General features: G+C 74.3%; 17 protein-coding genes. 5 read left to right on the top strand and 12 right to left on the bottom strand.

Features of this window, described 5'->3' with window-relative positions; translation table 11 throughout:
- Positions 1-175: 175 nt before the first annotated feature.
- Entirely contained in the window at positions 176-1,792 is a 1,617-nt protein-coding gene (locus ABZ873_RS04485; RefSeq protein ID WP_360864975.1) for an alpha/beta hydrolase, read from the top strand.
- Positions 1,793-1,881: 89 nt separating this feature from the next.
- Here the strand turns inward: ABZ873_RS04485 and moeZ are convergent, their stop codons facing one another.
- The 12 genes from moeZ to ABZ873_RS04545 all read right to left on the bottom strand — a co-directional run bounded on the left by moeZ (position 1,882) and on the right by ABZ873_RS04545 (position 16,038).
- Complete coding sequence (gene moeZ / locus ABZ873_RS04490) at positions 1,882-3,060, bottom strand: adenylyltransferase/sulfurtransferase MoeZ (RefSeq protein ID WP_360864978.1); 1,179 nt, start codon at positions 3,058-3,060, stop codon at positions 1,882-1,884.
- Between the two features lie 84 nt (positions 3,061-3,144).
- Positions 3,145-3,900, bottom strand: a complete 756-nt coding sequence (locus ABZ873_RS04495) for a spherulation-specific family 4 protein (protein ID WP_360864981.1) — start codon at positions 3,898-3,900, stop codon at positions 3,145-3,147.
- The gene (locus ABZ873_RS04500) at positions 3,888-4,886 is read right to left on the bottom strand and encodes an NAD-dependent epimerase/dehydratase (RefSeq protein ID WP_360864984.1); all 999 of its coding nucleotides are present in this window, start codon (positions 4,884-4,886) and stop codon (positions 3,888-3,890) included. Before ABZ873_RS04500 ends, ABZ873_RS04495 begins: the two co-directional genes overlap by 13 nt.
- Before the next feature lie 140 nt (positions 4,887-5,026).
- Complete coding sequence (locus ABZ873_RS04505; RefSeq protein ID WP_360864988.1) at positions 5,027-5,929, bottom strand: hypothetical protein; 903 nt, start codon at positions 5,927-5,929, stop codon at positions 5,027-5,029.
- On the bottom strand, positions 5,926-7,584 hold the full coding sequence (locus ABZ873_RS04510) for a DUF3492 domain-containing protein (RefSeq protein ID WP_360864991.1): 1,659 nt from the start codon (positions 7,582-7,584) through the stop codon (positions 5,926-5,928). Before ABZ873_RS04510 ends, ABZ873_RS04505 begins: the two co-directional genes overlap by 4 nt.
- A gap of 203 nt (positions 7,585-7,787) precedes the next feature.
- The gene (locus tag ABZ873_RS04515; RefSeq protein ID WP_360864994.1) at positions 7,788-9,416 is read right to left on the bottom strand and encodes an ABC transporter ATP-binding protein; all 1,629 of its coding nucleotides are present in this window, start codon (positions 9,414-9,416) and stop codon (positions 7,788-7,790) included.
- On the bottom strand, positions 9,413-10,405 hold the full coding sequence (locus ABZ873_RS04520; RefSeq protein ID WP_360864997.1) for an ABC transporter permease: 993 nt from the start codon (positions 10,403-10,405) through the stop codon (positions 9,413-9,415). The genes ABZ873_RS04515 and ABZ873_RS04520 overlap by 4 nt, the downstream gene beginning before the upstream one ends.
- A complete protein-coding gene (locus tag ABZ873_RS04525) occupies positions 10,402-11,385 on the bottom strand; it encodes an ABC transporter permease (protein WP_360864999.1) in 984 nt (327 codons plus the stop codon). The genes ABZ873_RS04520 and ABZ873_RS04525 overlap by 4 nt, the downstream gene beginning before the upstream one ends.
- The gene (locus ABZ873_RS04530) at positions 11,382-13,118 is read right to left on the bottom strand and encodes an ABC transporter substrate-binding protein (RefSeq protein ID WP_360865002.1); all 1,737 of its coding nucleotides are present in this window, start codon (positions 13,116-13,118) and stop codon (positions 11,382-11,384) included. The genes ABZ873_RS04525 and ABZ873_RS04530 overlap by 4 nt, the downstream gene beginning before the upstream one ends.
- A 197-nt stretch (positions 13,119-13,315) precedes the next feature.
- Positions 13,316-13,411 (bottom strand): Ms4533A family Cys-rich leader peptide, encoded by a 96-nt coding sequence (locus ABZ873_RS04535; protein WP_351301183.1) that lies wholly within the window; start codon positions 13,409-13,411, stop codon positions 13,316-13,318.
- A 57-nt stretch (positions 13,412-13,468) separates the two neighbouring features.
- Complete coding sequence (locus tag ABZ873_RS04540; RefSeq protein WP_360865005.1) at positions 13,469-15,037, bottom strand: DUF3152 domain-containing protein; 1,569 nt, start codon at positions 15,035-15,037, stop codon at positions 13,469-13,471.
- A gap of 5 nt (positions 15,038-15,042) precedes the next feature.
- Positions 15,043-16,038, bottom strand: a complete 996-nt coding sequence (locus ABZ873_RS04545; RefSeq protein ID WP_360865008.1) for an alpha/beta hydrolase — start codon at positions 16,036-16,038, stop codon at positions 15,043-15,045.
- 137 nt (positions 16,039-16,175) lie between these two features.
- Here ABZ873_RS04545 and ABZ873_RS04550 point away from each other — a divergent pair, with 137 nt between their 5' ends.
- The 4 genes from ABZ873_RS04550 to ABZ873_RS04565 all read left to right on the top strand — a co-directional run bounded on the left by ABZ873_RS04550 (position 16,176) and on the right by ABZ873_RS04565 (position 17,939).
- Positions 16,176-16,391 carry a hypothetical protein gene (locus tag ABZ873_RS04550; protein WP_360865012.1) on the top strand — a complete coding sequence of 72 codons (216 nt, stop codon included), beginning with the start codon at positions 16,176-16,178 and terminating at the stop codon, positions 16,389-16,391.
- A 137-nt stretch (positions 16,392-16,528) separates the two neighbouring features.
- Positions 16,529-17,167, top strand: a complete 639-nt coding sequence (locus tag ABZ873_RS04555) for a TetR/AcrR family transcriptional regulator (RefSeq protein WP_360865015.1) — start codon at positions 16,529-16,531, stop codon at positions 17,165-17,167.
- A gap of 134 nt (positions 17,168-17,301) precedes the next feature.
- Positions 17,302-17,529 (top strand): DUF3107 domain-containing protein, encoded by a 228-nt coding sequence (locus ABZ873_RS04560; RefSeq protein ID WP_360865018.1) that lies wholly within the window; start codon positions 17,302-17,304, stop codon positions 17,527-17,529.
- A gap of 110 nt (positions 17,530-17,639) precedes the next feature.
- Positions 17,640-17,939 carry a hypothetical protein gene (locus tag ABZ873_RS04565; protein WP_360865058.1) on the top strand — a complete coding sequence of 100 codons (300 nt, stop codon included), beginning with the start codon at positions 17,640-17,642 and terminating at the stop codon, positions 17,937-17,939.
- Positions 17,940-18,053 lie beyond the last annotated feature (114 nt).

Here is an 18,053-nt window from a genome sequence, read left to right on the forward strand (position 1 = left end):
GCTCCGCCCGCGGGCCCCTGTGCGGCTCGGCGGTGGGTCCCGCACCCCCGACGGCGCTTCGCGCCCGCGCCTCAAACGCCGGCGGGGCTGGATGGGGCGGCCGGGCCTGGGGGCCCGGCCACTCGAAAGGGTCAGCGCGGGAGCGGGGTGGGGTGGGCGCCGTCAGGATGGGGGCATGTCGAGAATCCTCCTGCGGGTCGCCGTCGCCGTTGCCCTCGTCGCCGGGGCAGCCGGTACCAGTGGTTGTTCCGACGGCGGGGAGGAGAAGCCGCCCCGGGCCGGCGGCACCGAGGGGGCGCCGCCCCTCAAGTGGACCGACTGCGACGCGCCCACGCCCGCCGAGGGCGGCGGCCAGGCCCCGCCCAAGGACTGGCAGTGCGCCACGCTCCATGTGCCGCTGGACTACGCCAAGCCCGAAGGAGAAACGATTCCTCTGGCGCTGATCCGGGCCAAGGCCCGTGATCAGGGCAAGCGTCTCGGCTCCCTCGTCTTCAACTTCGGCGGCCCCGGCGGCTCCGGGATCACCACCCTGCCCGGCGCAGCCAAGGAGTACGAGGCCCTGCGCGAGCGCTACGACCTCGTCAGCTTCGACCCCCGCGGGGTCGGCGCCAGCGCCCCGGTCCTCTGCCTGGACAACAAGCAGCTCGACGCCTACTACGCCTCCGACTCCTCCCCCGACACCCCCGAGGCGCAGCGCAAGTACGTCGCGAACACCCGCGCCTACCAGGAGGCGTGCAAGGCGAAGTCCGGCAAGGTCCTCCCCTACGTCGGCACCGAGAACGCCGCCCGCGACCTCGACCGGATCCGCCAGGCCCTCGGCGACGAGAAGCTGAACTACTTCGGCATCTCCTACGGCACCGAGCTCGGCGGGGTCTACGCCCACCTCTTCCCCGAACGCGTCGGCCGGGCCGTCTTCGACGCCGTCGTCGACCCGACCAAGACCGCGGAGCAGGGCGCGCTCGGCCAGGCGAAGGGCTTCCAGCTGGCCCTCGGCAACTTCGCGCAGGACTGCGTGAACCGCGGCGACGAGTGCCGGCTCCAGGGCAGCACCGCCAAGGAGATCGAGGACAACATCATCAAGCTCCAGAAGTCCCTGGCGGCCAAGCCCGTCCCCGGCATCGGGGACCGGATGCTGACGGAGTCCTCCGCGACCAACGGCATCGCCCAGGCCCTGTACTCCCAGGAGCTGTGGCCGCTGCTGGAGCAGGGCATCGACGAGGCCGAGGGCGGCCAGGGGCAGCTGCTGATGGCCCTGTCGGACGCGCTCAACGGCCGCGACCAGCAAGGCGCTTACAGCAATATCGGGGCGGCCAACACGGCCATCAACTGCGTCGACTCCAAGGACCGCTACACCCTGGAGCAGACGAAGGCCAAGCTGCCCGAGTTCCGCGCCGCCTCGCCCGTGTTCGGGGACTTCCTCGGCTGGGCCATGATGAGCTGCACCGGCTGGCCCGTCCCCGGCACCTGGGAGACGCCGGACGTCTCCGCCCCCGGGTCCGCCCCCATCGTGGTGATCGGCAACACCGGCGACCCGGCCACCCCGTACGAGGGCGCCCGCAAGATGGTCGAACGGCTCGGCCCCGGCGTCGGCGTGGAGCTCACCTACAAGGGCCAGGGGCACGGCGCGTACAACAGCGGCGACCCGTGCGTGCAGGGGGCCGTGAACTCCTACCTGCTGGACGGGAAGGTGCCCGCGGGCGGCACGGTCTGCACGGCGGCCCCCGCTCCCACCCCGGACTCCTCGGGACAGCAGCCCGAGCCCTCCGAACCGGCGGCCCCCCTGGGCGCCTGAGCGGGACCGGGACGGCCCGCGGCCGGCCCGGACATGCCGAAGGGGTGCCCCGCGTACGGGACACCCCTTCGCACAGGAACCGTGACGGTCTAGTAGACCGGCTTGTCCGGCTCGATCTGGTGGACCCAGCCGATGACGCCGCCGCCCACGTGCACCGCGTCCGAGAAGCCCGCGGACTTGAGGACCGCGAGGACTTCCGCACTGCGGACACCCGTCTTGCAGTGCAGGACGATGCGCTTGTCCTGCGGCAGGTCCTGGAGGGCGGTGCCCATCAGGAACTCGCCCTTGGGGATCAGCTTCGCGCCCGGGATCGAGACGATCTCGTACTCGTTGACCTCGCGGACGTCGATGATCTCGATGTTCTCGCCGTCGTCGATCCACTCCTTGAGCTGCTTGGGAGTGATCGTCGAGCCGGCCGCGGCCTCCTGGGCCTCCTCCGACACCACGCCGCAGAACGCCTCGTAGTCGATGAGCTCGGTGACCGTGGCATTCGGGCCGCAGACCGCGCAGTCGGGGTCCTTGCGGACCTTCACCTGGCGGTACTGCATCTCCAGGGCGTCGTAGATCATCAGACGGCCGACCAGCGGCTCACCGACACCGGTGAGGACCTTGATGGCCTCGGTGACCTGGATGGAGCCGATGGACGCGCAGAGCACGCCCAGGACACCGCCCTCGGCGCAGCTCGGGACCATGCCCGGCGGCGGGGGCTCCGGGTAGAGGCAGCGGTAGCAGGGGCCGTGCTCGGACCAGAAGACCGAAGCCTGGCCGTCGAAGCGGTAGATGGAGCCCCATACGTACGGCTTGTTCAGCAGCACGCAGGCGTCGTTGACCAGGTAGCGCGTGGCGAAGTTGTCCGTGCCGTCGACGATCAGGTCGTACTGGCCGAAGATCTCCATCACGTTCTCGGCCTCGAGCCGCTCCTCGTGAAGGACCACGTTCACGTACGGGTTGATGCCCAGCACGCTGTCGCGCGCGGACTCGGCCTTGGAGCGGCCGATGTCCGCCTGGCTGTGGATGATCTGGCGCTGCAGGTTCGACTCGTCGACCTCGTCGAACTCCACGATGCCCAGCGTGCCCACGCCGGCCGCGGCCAGGTACATCAGGGCGGGCGAACCGAGGCCGCCCGCACCGACGGCGAGCACCTTGGCGTTCTTGAGGCGCTTCTGGCCTTCCATCCCGACGTCCGGGATGATCAGGTGCCGCGAATACCGGCGGACCTCGTCGACGGTGAGCTCAGCTGCTGGCTCGACCAGCGGTGGCAGCGACACGGGCACTCCGAAGATGGGGAGCATCCCCGCGGGTGCAGGGAGCGATCTGATGATGTCCTCCCCGTAACACTGCCACGGCCTTCTTCATTCCGAGACACCTGTTCCGATCCGCGAGACGATTTCGTCCCAGTACCCGGGCATGGAGGCCCAGGGGTCGCCGGCCTCGGCCGCGCGGCGGTCGGTGAACCAGATCGTGCCCGCGCCCTGCCAGCGCGCGACCCGCATCGCCTCCTCCAGGTGGGTGCGCGGCACGCCGTGGACCAGGTGGCAGAACCGCTCCGCCGGATGGTCCGCCGTCCACTCCGCCACCTGCGACCAGCGGTAGTCGGCCCAGGCCCCGGAGAAGGTGACCAGCTGGTCTGCGGCCTCCGCGTAGCCCTCGTACGGGTGGGTGCCGTGCCCGAGCACGATCGTGAGGTCCGGGCCCAGACCGCGCAGGGCGTCCACCACCCGGCACACCGCGGCCAGGTCCTCCTTGTCGGCGGGGGTCCCGGCCAGGTAGAAACCGCCGACGCCGTACCAGTCGCGGAAGCGGTGGGCGTCGGAGACCAGCTCCCCGAAGGACCGGGATCCGTCCCGCATGGCGAGATGGCCGAGGACCCGGCCGCCGGAGGTGCGCAGCCGCGCGGCGGCCTCCGTGCAGTGCGGGTCGGGCCGTGCGCCGGGCCCGTCCGAGACGTTGAGGACGGCCCAGTGCAGCGGGGTGCCGGGGCGGGTCAGCTCGGCCCATTCCACGGGCGCGAGCAGCGGGTGCGCGTAGCCGGGGATGCCGAGGCCCAGCCGGCCCGCCCCGGTGGCGGCGCCGGCCACGGCCCCCGGCGGCGTGGTCAGATGCGGCACGCCGCCTCCATCCAGATGTCCGCGAGGGATTCCTCCAGGCCGATCCGGGGCCGCCAGCCGAGCCGGTCCCGGGCGGTACGGACATCCGCCTGCTGCCAGGCGCCGCAGCCGTCGGGATAGGGGTACGGCTGGGGGGCGGCGGCGAGCTGCTCGCCCCCGGCCTCGGCGCGCGGGGAGCCGATGGAGGCGAGCCCGGGGCGGCCCGGGTGGTGCCCCTGCTGGGGCCCGTGAGGTACGTCGAGCTCGTGCAGGGCGCCTCCGTAGCCGGCGACCCGGGCCAGGACGGAGGCCGCGTCGCGCAGCCGGACCGCGCGGCCGGTGCCGATGTTGACCACGCCCTGCGCGGCCGACAGCGAGGCGGCGTGCACGGCGCGCGCCACGTCCCGTACGTCCACGAAGTCGCGCTGCACGCCCAGTCCGCTGAGCTTGAGCTCGCCGTCGCCGGACTGCATGGCCCGGCGCATGGCCTCGGCGAGCCGGCCGAGGGGGGATCCGGCGGGGGTGCCGGGGCCCACGGGCGAGAAGATCCGCAGGACGACCGCGTCCAGCCCGGAGCCCAGGACCAGTTCGGTGGCGGCGAGTTTGCTGACGCCGTACGGCCCGCCGGGTCTCGGGACGGCGTCCTCGGCCGTGGAGGAACCGGGCTGGCTGGGGCCGTACTCGGCGGCGCAGCCGAGCTGTACCAGCCGGGCCCCGCAGCCGCTGCGGCGCAGCGATTCGCAGATGGTGGCGACGGCGACGGTGTTGTGCCGGGTGAGCTCGCGGGCCCCGCCGCGGGTGGCTCCGGCGCAGTTGATGACGACGCCCGGGTGGACGGCGTCGAGGAAGCGGGTCAGCGCTCCGGGGCTGCCGGTGGCGAGGTCGAAGCGGACGTCGGCGTCGTCGCCGCGGCCGAGCGCGGTGAGCTGTACGGCGGGGTCGGCGAGCAGCCGGTCGGCGACGTAGCGGCCGAGGTATCCGTTGGCTCCGATCAGCAGCACCCTCATCGTGTGCCCCTTGGGTCGGTTGGCTGGCCGGTCATGTCGGTTTCTCCTTGCGGGCGGGCGGGCGGTGGGTGGGGCGGGCTACGGGCCGGGCGCCTCGGCGTCGGCTCCGAGGGTCCGGGGCGGTCGGTGGGGGCCCCGGCTCAGGTCCTCGCGTGCGCGGAGGCGCGGGACAGGGCGAGGACGGCGTGGACGAGGAGTCCGGCAGCGGCGGCGGCCGCCGCTGCCGGTACGGGGACCAGGGCCAGGCCGAGCGCGGCGGCGACGGGCCCGCGGTGGGCGCCGTGCCGGAGCAGCAGCCGGGTCAGGAAGAGCAGCAGGGCGAGCGGGACGGCCACCGGCAGCGGTGCCCCGGCGAGCGCGGCGGCGCCCGCGGCGGCCGCGGTGAACAGCGCGGCCGCGATGAGCAGCAGCGGCCGCACGCGTGCGGCGAAGTCCTCCAGGGCCCGGCTCCCCGCGAGCCGGGTGCGCCCGCCCGCGCCGAAGGCGGCGGCGGCCAGGTGCCCGGGGGCGACGGCCAGCGCGAGGGCGGCGGCGAGGGGCGTGCCGTAGCGGTGCGCGGCCCAGCCGGCGACGGCGGCGGCGAGCAGGTGCGCGAGCCAGGGGAACCGGGGCCCGGCGGCCCGGCCGGGCCACACCAGCGCGGCGACGGTGGCGGCCACGGCGGCGGGCCCGGCCCAGGGCTGCCCGGCGGCGGCCGCGGCGAGGGCGAGCGCCCCGGGCAGTACGGCGTACCCGAGGGCCCGGAAGGCGGCGGGCCCGGCGGCGGCCAGGGCGGGCGCGGCGGTGGCGTTCTCCCCGCGCGGGGTGCGGGCGTACAGCTCCTCGGCGAGGGAGAACACGTCGCGGTGGCGGAAGCGGGCGGCGGTGCGGTCGGTGAGGCCGTGGGCCTCCAGCCCGGCGGCGATCTCCAGCGGGTCCACGGCCCGCGCGCACAGCTCCCGGTGCCGGTGCAGCAGGGCCTTGACGGGATCCCCGCCCGCCCGCCGCCGCGCCTGCGCGGGGGCCTCGGCCGGCGGTGGCGCGGCCGGGTCTGCGGTGGTCATACGGCGGCCTCCGTGGTGGCGTCCGGGGCCGGTGCCCAGGTCGGGCTGGTCCAGTGGCCCGGGACCCGGGCCTCGGCGGGCCGGGCGAAGGGGACGGCCCCGGCGGCCCGTCCGGATCCCCGGGCCAGGAGCCGGAGGTAGGTCTCCTGGAAGGCGGTGACGTTCTGCTCGACGGTGAACAGCTCCAGGGCGCGGGCCCGGGCGGCGGCGCCGAGCCGCCCGGCGCGCTCGGGGTCGCCCAGCAGGGACAGGCAGGCTTCGGCCAGGGCCCGGGGGTTGCGCGGCGGGACGACGAGCCCCGTGCCGCCGATCACCTCGCGGACGGCGCCCACGTCGGTGGAGACGGTGGCCCGGCCGCAGAACATGGCCTCGGCCAGGGTGAGCGGGAAGCCCTCGATCACGGAGGAGAGCACGACGGCGCGGCCCGCTCCGTACGCCTCGGCGGTGGTGGGGACCTCGGGTCCGCCGATCTCCTCGAAGGTGACCGGGTTCTCCCCGGCGGTGACGCTGTCGGCGGCCTCGTCGGGGAAGAGCTGCGCGGCGAGTGAGCGGCAGTCCGCGAGGTATCCGGGGTCGGCGGCGGTGGCGAAGATCCGCAGCCGGGTGCGCGGGGCGGCCCGGCGGACCTCGGCGAAGGCGTGCAGCAGGGCGACGAGGTCCTTGGCCGGTTCCAGCCGGCCGACCCACACCAGGGTGTCCGGGTCCCCGCCGTCGGCGGACTCCCCGACGGCGGCGAACCGGCCGGCCTCCATCCCCGGGTACACCGTGCGCAGCCGGTCGCGGGTGGCGCCGCAGCGCTCCTGCCAGCGGCGGGCGTGGGTGTTGCCGGGGGTCAGGAAGTCGGCGCGGGTGTAGATCTCGGTGGCCAGCCGCAGGTGGAAGGCGCCGAGCAGGGCCCGTACGGCGGGGCGCGGTTCGTCCGCGCGGCCGGGGCCGAGGTGGGTGAGGTAGTGGGCGCGCAGCTGGACCCCGTACTCGGTGACCAGGAGGGGGACCCCGAAGAAGCGTTTGGCCAGCAGTCCGGGAAGGGCCGCGACCCCGCCGGCCGTGGCGTGGCAGACGTCGACCGCGCCCAGGCCCCCGCTGAGGCCGTCGCCCCGGCCGCCGCCCGTGCCCGGCCGCTCCCCCGCGCCCTCGTCCTCGTACCAGTCGAGGGACAGCGGGCGGAGCATGACCTCCAGTGCGTCCACGAAGTCGAGGAGGTCCGCGACGTGGGCGGTCTGGACGGGGCGGCCGGCGCCCGGGGCCCGGCAGGCGGACTCCAGGGCGCGCACGGCGGACTCGGAGCGCAGGGCGGCGTACAGACCGCCCTGGTCGCGGGCCAGTTCGGCCAGGCCGTACAGTCCGTCGGCGAAGGGGCCGGGCGCGGCGGCGCAGATGCCGTGGACCAGTTCCTTGAAGCAGTCCGTGAAGCGCCGGCGTTCGCGCCGGGAGTAGGTCCGGCCGTCGTCGGCGGGCGCCCAGAGGGGGGCGGTGCGGACGCGGGTGACGTGCGCGGGCAGCGGGAGCCGTTCGCGTTCCTGCTCGGCGCTGCGGCTCAGGGCGTACAGCTCGAACTCGTGCTGCGGGAGCCCGCGTACGAGCCGGTCGCACCAGGTCCGCGACTCTCCCGTCGCATACGGATAACCGCCTTCCGTGAGCAGTCCGATCCGCATGTGTGGCACCCCCCTTGTCTCCCGGTCTGCCGTTGAGGCGGTCGCGGACGGTCGGGCGATCCGCCGCGGGAGAACTCAAGCGGATATGCCGAAGGCGCGACGGACGGTTGTCCGTCGCGCCACCGGAAGGGGTGAAGAGTCGTAACTTTCCCGTACGGTTCGCGTTCGAGCACGCTAGAAGTACTGCCCCGGACGGCCCGGCGTCAGGCGGTGGGCACAGCCTCCCGGCGGGTGCTGCGGCGCTCGGCGGCGAGCCCCGGGTCCAGGGCCGGGACGGCGGCGAGGAGCCGGCGGGTGTAGGGGTGCGCGGGGCGCTCGTACACCTCGTCCACCGGGCCCTCCTCGACGATCTCGCCGGCCCGCATGACGGCGACCCGGTCGCTGACCTGCCGGACCACGGCGAGGTCGTGCGCGATGAAGACCAGCGCGAGGCCCAGCTCCCGCTGGAGTTCCGCGAGCAGTGCGGTGACCTGCGCCTGCGTGGTGACGTCGAGGGCGGAGACGGCCTCGTCGCAGACGATGAGGCGCGGCTCGGGGGCCAGGGCGCGGGCGATGCCGATCCGCTGGCGCTGGCCGCCGCTGAACTCGTGGGGGTAGCGGTCGTAGTGCTCCGGTTCCAGTCCGACGCGGCGCAGGAGTTCCCCGACGCGGGCCCGGATCGCGGTCTCGTCCCGGGCCCCGGCGGCGCGCAGCGGGTCCGCGACGGACTCGCCGACGGAGCGGCGCGGGTTGAGGGAGGAGGCCGGGTCCTGGAAGACCATCTGCACGCCGTCCGCGATCCCGGTGACGGGCACGCCCCGGTGGCGGACCTGCCCGGAGTCGGGGCGGACCAGGCCGACGAGCATCCGCCCGAGGGTGCTCTTGCCCGATCCGCTCTCCCCGACGATGCCCAGGGTCTCCCCCGCGCGGACGGCGAGCGACACCCCGGCCACGGCCTCGACGCGGCGCCGCCCGCGGCCGAAGCCGCGCCGCAGTCCCTCGGCCTCCACGACGGGCGGGCCCCCGGCCGCCGCCGCCCGGACCCCGGTGCGCGGCGCGTCCAGGCGCGGTACGGCGGCCAGCAGGGCCCGGGTGTAGGGCTCGGCGGGCGCCGCCAGGACCTCGTGGACGGGCCCGTGCTCGACGGCGGAGCCGTCCCGCATGACGAGCAGTTCGTCCACGCTCTCGGCGGCCACGCCCACGTCGTGGGTGACGAGCAGCAGCCCGAGGCCGCGCTCCTCGCGCAGGCCGTGCAGCAGGTCCAGGATCTGCGCCTGCACGGTGACGTCGAGGGCGGTGGTGGGCTCGTCCGCGATCAGCAGCTGCGGCGCGCAGGCCAGGGCCATGGCGATGAGGGCCCGTTGCCGCATGCCGCCGCTGAACTCGTGGGGCCGGGCGCGGGAGCGGCGGGCGGCGTCCGCGATGCCCACGCGCTCCAGCACGCCGACGGCCACCGCGCGGGCGGCCCGCCGGGAGGCGCCGGAGTGGATCCGGTGCACCTCGGCGATCTGGTCCCCGATGGCGTGGTAGGGGTCGAGGGAGCTGAGCGGGTCCTGGAAGACCATGGCGGCGGTGCCGCCGCGCAGCCGGCGCAGCTCGGCCGGGGTGGCCGCGGCCACGTTGGTGCCGCCGACGCGGACGGTGCCGGCCAGCCGGGCGCCCGTACCGCGGTGCAGTCCCAGGAGGGCGGCGGCCACGGTGGACTTGCCGCTGCCGGACTCACCGACGATGCCGAGGGCGCGGCCGGGTTCCAGGGTGAAGGAGACCCCGTCCACGGCGCGTACGTATCCGTCGGCGCCGCCCACGGGGAAGTCGACCACGAGGCCGCTGACGTCCACCAGTGCCGGGCTCATGCGAGGGCCACCCTTCGGTCCGCGACGGCGTACAGCAGGTCGGCGACGGCTCCCGCGAGGACCACGGCCGCGCCGATGGCGAGGACGACGCCGACCACGACGGGCAGGTCCACGACGCGGACCCCGTCGATGAGGGTCTTGCCGAGGCCGGGGATCCCGAACAGCGACTCGGTCAGCACGGCGCCGCCGATCATCGTGCCGAAGTCGACGGCGCTGAGGGCGATCACGGGGGCGACGGCGCCGCGCGCCGCGTGCCGGGTGACGAGGGCCCGCTCCCCCACCCCGTAGGCGCGGAAGGTCCGGATGTGGTCCTCGGCCAGTGTCTCCAGGGTGGAACTGCGGGTGAGCCGGGCGTACTTGGCGCTCTCGAAGAGGCCGAGGGTCAGCCAGGGCAGCAGCAGGTTCCAGGCCCACTGCTCGGGGTCCTCGGTGAGCGGCACATAGGTCGGGAAGGGCAGCCACTGGAGGTGGGCGCAGACGGCCATGAGCAGCAGCAGGCCCAGGATGAAGACGGGGGTGCCGGTCCCGGCGAGGGTGAGGACGGTCAGGGCGCGTTCGGTGAGGCCGCCGCGGCGCAGCGCGGAGAGCAGCCCGGTGCCGACGCCGACCAGCAGCCAGATGGCGAGGGCGCCCAGCGCGAGCGAGAGGGTGGCGGGCAGCCGCTCCAGGAGCAGCCCGGTGACCTGCTGGTCGTTCTGGTAGGAGAAGCCGAGGCAGGGGGCGTCGCAGTGCAGGACGAGCCCGGCGCCCGCGGAGTAGTCCCGTCCGGCCACGATGCCCTGGAGGAAGCGCAGGTACTGGGTGACGGAGGAGTCGTTCAGGCCGAGCTGCTCGCGGACCTGGGCGATCTGCTGCGGGTTGCAGCGCTCTCCGCAGGCGAGGCGGGCGGGGTCGCCGGGGGCGAGGTAGAAGAGGGAGTAGACGATGACGGACAGCGCGAGCAGCACGAACAGTGCGCCGCCGATCCGTTTGAGCACGAAGCGGGTCACCCCTTGCGCTCCTTTCCGGTGCCGACCCGCAGGCGGGAGCCTTCGCGCGGGTCGAGGGCCGTGCGGACGGCGTCGCCCAGCACGGTGAAGGCGAGCACGGTGACGAAGAGCAGCCCGGCGGGCAGCAGGACGTAGGCCGGGTCGGCGCGGAACCAGGTCTGCGCGCCGGAGAGCATCTGCCCCCAGGAGGGGGTGGGCGGTTTCACGCCGACGCCCAGGAAGGACAGCGACGCCTCGGCCACGATGGCGGTCGGCACCTTGATCGCCGCGTACGTGATGACGGGCGCGGCCAGCGAGGGCAGCAGCTCGCGCCGGGCGATGCGCAGCCGGCCGCTGCCGGAGAGCCGGGCGGCGTCGACGAAGTCGAGCCCGCGCAGCGCGAGGGCCTGGGCGCGCACCATCCGGGCGGTGCCGCCCCAGTCGAGCAGGCCGATGATGAGGATGAGCAGCAGCGGGCGGGGGAAGCCGGGCGGGACGACGGCGGTGAGGGCGATACCGATGACCAGCAGCGGCAGCGCGATCATCACATCGGTGAACCGGCCGATGACCTGGCCCGCGATCCGCCCGCCGAGCGCGGCGGCGAGTCCGACGGCGACGCCGACGCAGATCTGCACGGCGACCGCGCCGAGGGCGACGAGCAGCGAGATCCGCGCCCCGTAGGCGAGGCGGATGAAGAGGTCGCGGCCGGTGCCCGGTTCCACGCCGAGCCAGTGCTCGGCGGAGATCCCGCCGAAGGCGCCGGTCGGCACCCCGCCGCGGGCGGAGTCGACGAGGTCGTCGTGGTAGGCGTTCGGGTCCTGGCCGGTGAGCTGCGCGAGCAGGGGTGCGGCGAGGGCGAGCAGGACGAGCAGGGCCAGGACGGCGGCGGCCGCGACGGCGGAGGGCCGCCCGCGCAGCCGCCGCCACACCCGGCGTCCGGCGCCGGCGCCCGGGGGGATGTTCCCGGGCGCCGGCGCGGACCGTTCGAGGGCGAGGGTCACTTGACCGCGACCTGCGAGACGTCGAGGACCCCGGTCCAGTCGCTGATCACGACGTTCTTGACCTCCTTGCCGACCACCCGCTTGTAGACGGGGTGGAAGAGCGGCACGGTCAGGGCCTGCTCGCCGATCTTCTTGTCGAGGGCGCCCCAGCGCTTACCGGCCGCCGCGAGGTCGGTCAGCTTGGCGATCTCGTCGATCTCGGCGTTCACGGCCGGGTCGTTGAGCTGCGCGTGGTTGTAGTTGGAGCCGCCGGTCACGATCTGCCGGCCGTCGAAGATCGGGGCGAGGAAGGGGCCGCCGGAGGGCCAGTCGGCGCCCCAGCGGGAGAGGAAGAAGCCGGGGGTGTTGGCGGCGTCCCAGCGGCGCTCGTTGAAGGCGTTGTTCTCCAGGCCCTCCAGCTTGACGGTGATCCCGGCGGCGGCGAGCGCCTGCTGCACGGCGGTGGCCACCTCGGGGCTGGTCTGGCGGTTCTGCGCGGTGGAGTGGGTCAGCGTGACGGTGAGGCCGTCGGGGAAGCCCGCCTCCTTGAGCAGTTCCTTGGCCTTGGCCGGGTCTCCGGTCCTGCCCGCCGGGAAGTGGTCGTAGGGGGTGAAGCCGAACGCCTCGCGCTCGGGCAGGAAGGTGGTGGCGGGCTCGGCCAGGGCGGAGCCGCCGGCGGCGTTGACCACGCTGGTGCGGTTGATGGCGTGGGAGATCGCCTGGCGGACCTTCGGGTTGTCGAAGGGCGCCACCTTCGGGTTGAAGGCCAGGTAGTTGACGTAGCCGAAGTGCCCGGTGCCGACGCGCCCCGCCAGCTCCTTGTTGTCCCCGATCTGCGCCAGCTCGGCCGGTCCCAGGTTGGTGTCGGTGGTGACGGCGGCGGCGTCGGGGCCGGCGCTGGTGGTCAGGCGCTGGTTGATGACGGCGGCGTCGAGCCCGGAGCGGACGTCGATCCGGTCCGGGTACGCCTTGCGCTCCTCGTCGGTCTTCTCGTCCCAGTGCTCGTTGCGCTCCAGGGTGAGGTGCTCGCCGTCGTTGTCGTTCTTCACCACCTTGTACGGGCCGGAGGAGACGGGGTGCTCCTCGTACTTCGCGCCGGTGTCCTTGGCCTTGGGGACGGGGGCGAACTGCGTCTGGGTGGCGACGAAGGGGAATTCGCCCTCGGGCTTGCGCAGCTTGAAGACGATGGTCCTCGCGTCGGGCACGACGATGGAGTCCAGCCCCTTGCCGCCGTCCTTGTAGGGGCCCTCGTAGGACTCCCCGCCGACCAGCCAGTCCCGCAGGTACGGGGCTCCGCCCGACAGTTCGGCGGCGAAGGAGCGCTCGATGCCGTACTTGATGTCGGCGGTGGTGATCGGGGAGCCGTCCTCGTACTTCAGCCCGTCCTTGAGGGTGTAGGTCCACTCGGTGGCGTCGGCGTTGGCCCGCCCGGTGTCGGTGGCCAGGTCGGGCACGACCTTGGTGCCGGCGGCGCCGTCCTCCCGGTTGCGGGTGGTCAGCGTACGGAAGACCAGCGAGGGGACGTTGCCGCCGCCCGAGGTGTAGAGGCGGGCCGGGTCGAAGTCGTTCTGCGGCTCGGAGTTGAGGACGGTCAGCGTGCCGCCCTTCTGCGGGGTCCCGGCGGCGCCGGGCCTGTCGCCCGAACCCGCCCGGTCCGCGGCGTCCTTGGGCCCGCAGGCCGCGGCGCCCCCGGCCAGTACGAGGCTGACGGCGACCGCGGTGGCGCGGCGCGATATGTGGGACTGACGGGCCATCGGAAAGGGACCTCTCGGCGTGAAGGAAGGAAAAACGGCGGAAAAGGCCACGCGAGAGGCAGCGATCAGCGATCGGCGGCGGTGCCGGACCGGCACCGGGCAGGAAGGAGGAAGGCCGCGCCCGCGGGCAGAGGAATGCCCGGGCGCGCGGCGGCGTCACGGAAGGACGGAAGGGTCGCTGCGCGGTCGGGCCGGCGTCAGCGACAGAGGATGTCGGCCACGCTGTGCGCGGTCACACCAAGCAGCGCCAGCTCAATGGCGGCGCTCGCGGTCATGGTGTGGTGCTGCGACATGCGGAGAACCATTGCCGATGATCGGACGGGTTGTCAACGCGGGTCCGCGGCCGCTGCTCAATTCCCGGGGAACACCCAGGGGTTGGGCTTGCACTGGATCCCGTTGAGGTTCAGGGACTTGGTCTGCTGCTGCATGATCGGCGCGAGGGAGCCGGGGGTGCGGCAGTTCACATGGCCGTTGCCGAGCCGGTGGCCGACCTCGTGGTTGATGAGCATCTGCCGGTAGGCGAGCATCTGCTGCGGCCCGAAGGTGGCGGAGCCCTGCGCCCAGCGGAAGGCGTTGATCATCACGCGTTCCGTCTGCGCGGAGTCGCAGGAGACGTTGTCGACGGTGGTGTCCAGGTCGGACTTGGCGCACCACACGCCGGTGGTCCCGGGGCTGGCGAGGGTGATGACGAAGTCGGACTGCCCGCCCGGCACCCGCTCGAAGGTCTTGGTGCCGCCGTGGCCCCAGCTGCGGTCGTCGTTGAGGGTGCGGTGCACGGCCTCGGCGAAGAGCTGCGCGTCCAGGCCGAGGCCCTGCTCGATGTCGACCCGGTAGCGCACGACCCGGCCCTTGCCGGGGGCCTTGGCGACCCCGGGCACGGTGTCGAAGGTCCCGGGCCCGGCGAGCTTGGCGTCGAGGGGCAGCTGGAGCGCCATCTGCTGTTCGTACGTCAGCTCCGGCGCGGGAGCCGCCGCGGACGGGGCGACGGGGGCGGCGGCGACGCCGCCGTTGGGGGTCGGACGGCCGTCGGAGCGGGAGGCGGCCGCGTCGGTCCGCTCCCGGCCGGCGGCGGCGGGCGCCCCGGCGGCGGTGTCGTCGGTGCCGCCGTCGAGGAAGGTCTGGCCCGCGACGACCACGGCGAGGACGGTGGTGACCGCGGCCGCGGCCATCCCGGTGTACGTACGGACGCGGTGGCCGCGGCCGGACTTCTCCGCGACGGGCCCGGCGGCGGACTCGGCGTCGGTCCCGGTGTCCGCCTCGGCGTCGGACTCCGCGGCGGCGGGCCCGGCGGCCGGTATGGCCTCGGCCGGTCTGCGCGGACCGGGCACCATCGGACCGGGCACCAGCGGGCCGGGCACCACGGGGTGCGCGCCGGTGGAGGCCCGGTCGGCGTCGTCCGGGCCGGGCACCCGCGCGGTCAGGGTGACCTGCGGGAAGCCCACGGCGGGCGTGCCGAAGGCCGGGGTGTCGCTGTCCCGGGGCGCGGCGGGAGCCGCCGGGCGCGGGCGCGGCACCCCGCGCCAGTCCCCGTACAGGGAGTCCGGCCGGGAGCCCCGGGCGCCGCCGGGCTCGTGCTGCTGGGGGTGGCCGGCGGGACGGGTGCCGGGGCGGTCCTGGGAGGCGTACCCCTGGTGGGTGACGGTCGGCTCGGGCCACCCGGCGAAGGGGTCGTCCTCGCCCAGGGGGCCGGTCCCGGGGCGGCGGTCCGCGGGGCGGGCGTGCGCGGCGGTGTCGCCGCGGACGGCGCCGTTGCCGAAGACGTCGTCGCCGAAGGGGTCATGGGCGAACGGATCGCGGGCGAGCGGGTCGGGCGCGAAGGGGTCCTCGTACCCGAAGGGGTCCGGGCGCGCCGCGGCGGGCGCCGGTGCCGGAGCGCTGTCCGGAACCGGCGCCGCGGATTTTCGGCTGTGTCGTCCCACGGTGTTCAGCCCCTGCCCTCTTCGGTGTCCCGGTCCGCAGCCCCGGCGTCGGTGTCGCGCAGCAGCTCCGTGAAGGCGGCGGCCACCACCTCGGGGTACTCCATCATCGCCACGTGCCCGGCCTCGGGCAGGCACAGCAGCCGCGAGCCCCGGAAGGCGGCGGCGGCCCGGTGGGCCATGCGGTACGAGACCAGCTGGTCCCGGCCGCCGTAGACCAGCAGGGCCGGGGCGAGCACGCGCTGCGCCTGCCGCCACAGTCCGTGCTGGCCACCGAGGGTGTAGGCGTCGACGATGCCGCGCGAGGAGCGGCTCATCACGTCCCAGAAGTACGGCAGGGCCATCCGCCGCTCCATCTCCTGGACCGCGCGGGCGAAGCCCTCGGGCGTCACCCGGGAGGGGTCCCCGTAGCAGAGGCCCGTCACTCCCCGGGTGCGCTGCTCCGCGGTGAGCCCGCGGGTCAGCCGGCTGAACAGGCCGGGCACACCGGGCAGGGCGAGCAGCGCGGTCGGCACGGCCGAGCGCTGCACGCGCAGCTCGGGCAGGGCCGGCGAGACCAGCGTCAGGGTACGGACGAGGTCCGGGCGGACGGCGGCGACGCGGGTGGAGACGGCGCCGCCGAGGGAGTTGCCGAAGAGGTGGACGGGGCCGCGCCCGGCGGAGTCCAGATAGCGGATGACGGCGCGGGCGAACGCGGTGACGGAGTAGTCCCGGTCGGCCGGGGGCGGGGACCAGCCGAAGCCGGGCAGGTCCAGGGCCTCGCCGTCGACGGTGCCCTCCAGCCGGGCCATGAGCTCGGTCCAGTTCTGCGAGGAGCCGCCCAGGCCGTGCACGAACAGGGCCGGGGGCAGATCGGCGCGCCGCGGCGGGCGGGACCGGACGGCGAGTTCCAGTCCGGGCAGGCGGGCGGTGCGCAGCCGCTCTCCGTCGGCCGGCCGGGCCGCGCCTCCCGGGGAGGACGGTTCGGCGGTGGACCGCACACCCGGCGGCTCGGTCGAAGACATGCGGCAATGTTACGAGAGGATCACGCTCCACTTGTTGTGTTCGCGGTCACAGACACATCGCGGTTCCGTACGCATAGCGGTGCGATCCCGATCCTCCTAGGCTCGTAAGTGAGCAGAGGAAGCGAGGGGAGCGGCACATGACTGTCGACCCTGCGGAGCCGGACACCTTCCGGGAGCCGTTTCCGAAATCCCTCGACGACGAGGCGCCCGAGGCGGACGTGGCGGAGCAGCGGGCGGAGCTCCGGCCGGGCGAGGACGACCCGCTCACCGGCGCCGGGCCGGACGACGCCGCGGACGGGGACGCCGCCGAGCAGGCGCGGGTGGTGCCGCTCGACGAGGACGACTACCGCTGACCGACCGCTGACCAGCGCCTCCGGCCGGTCCGTACGTCGAGAAAACTCGGCCGGAACCCTCCAGATTCGGTTACCGAAAAGTACGATGGCGGCGCGGCGCAGAGCGCCTGTGTTCCGAACAGAAAGTGGGAGGCGGCGTGACAGCCATCGAGCAGACCGAGGCAGCGCGCCCGCGGGGAACGCGACTGCCGCGCCGCGCCAGGCGCAATCAGCTGCTGGGCGCGGCCCAGGAGGTCTTCGTCGCCCAGGGGTACCACGCCGCGGCGATGGACGACATCGCCGAGCGCGCCGGGGTGAGCAAGCCGGTCCTCTACCAGCACTTCCCCGGGAAGCTGGACCTGTACCTGGCGCTGCTGGACCAGCACTGCGAGGCGCTGCTGCACGCGGTGCGCACCGCGCTGGAGTCGACCACGGACAACAAGCTGCGCGTGGCCGCGACCATGGACGCCTACTTCGCGTACGTGGAGGACGAGGGCGGCGCCTTCCGGCTGGTCTTCGAGTCCGACCTGACGAACGAGCCGGCGGTGCGCGAGCGCGTGGACCGGGTCTCGCTCCAGTGCGCCGAGGCCATCTCCGAGGTGATCGCCGAGGACACGGGCCTGTCCAAGGACGAGTCCATGCTGCTGGCCGTGGGCCTCGGCGGGGTCTCCCAGGTCGTGGCGCGCTACTGGCTGTCGAGCGAGAGCCCGGTCGCCCGCGAGACGGCGGTGGGCCTGCTGACCTCGCTGGCCTGGCGCGGTATCGCCGGCTTCCCGCTGCACGGCACGGAGGCGTGACCGGGACGGACCGCGGGCGCGGTGTTCGCTGCGAGCATGTCCGCCGCGCGCGATCCGTGTCCCCTCTCCGGGCTAATGTGGTCCGCGTACGGCGCGGCTGATCGCGCGAACCGGATCGTCGGAGGGACAAAGCCGTGGAGGTCAAGATCGGCGTGCAGCACGCACCCCGGGAGATCGTGCTGGAGAGCGACCTGAGCGCCGAGGAGCTGGAGAGCATCGTCATCGCCGCTCTGTCCGGCAACGTGCCGCTGCTGAGCCTCACCGACAGCAAGGGCCGCAAGGTCCTGGTGCCGTCCGACCGTCTGTCGTACATCGACCTGGGCGAGCCGGCCACGCGCAAGGTCGGTTTCGGCGCGCTCTGAGAACTGTCCGAAACGGCCCGGTGGTTGACCCCACCGGGCCGTTTCCGTTTCTTCCGCTTCGGGTAGGACCGCACTGACCGGATCGACCGACGCAGGGGAGAGACCAGATGGTGCTGTGGGAAGTGCTCGGCTCCGCCCTCCTGGGCCTCGGCCTGTCCGCGGCCGCCGCCCGAGCACTCGCGCCCCGGCTGCCCTCCCGGCGGGTGGTGCTGGTCAGTGGGGTGCTGGGGGCCTTGTTCGGCGCGTATCTGACGCATTTCGCGCTGGGGCCGGGGCATTACACGCTGACCGCGACCTTCATCGGCTCGGTGCTGGTGTCCGCGGTCGTGCTCTCGCTGCTGCTGCGGCCCGGCCCGCGGGCCCGCCGCCCGTCCCACCGGACTCCGTTTTCGCTCCCGTCGCGGGGCTGACCCCTGAGGCGGTCCCTGCCGCGAGCGGGTGTACGCCGGCCCAGTTCGAGGACGAAGCCGGCAGGGCCCAGGTGGCGAGCCCGGAGGCGGTGGTCCCGGCCCACAGGCGCAGGA

Source organism: Streptomyces sp. NPDC047014 (assembly GCF_040644195.1).
Lineage (GTDB): Bacteria > Actinomycetota > Actinomycetes > Streptomycetales > Streptomycetaceae > Streptomyces.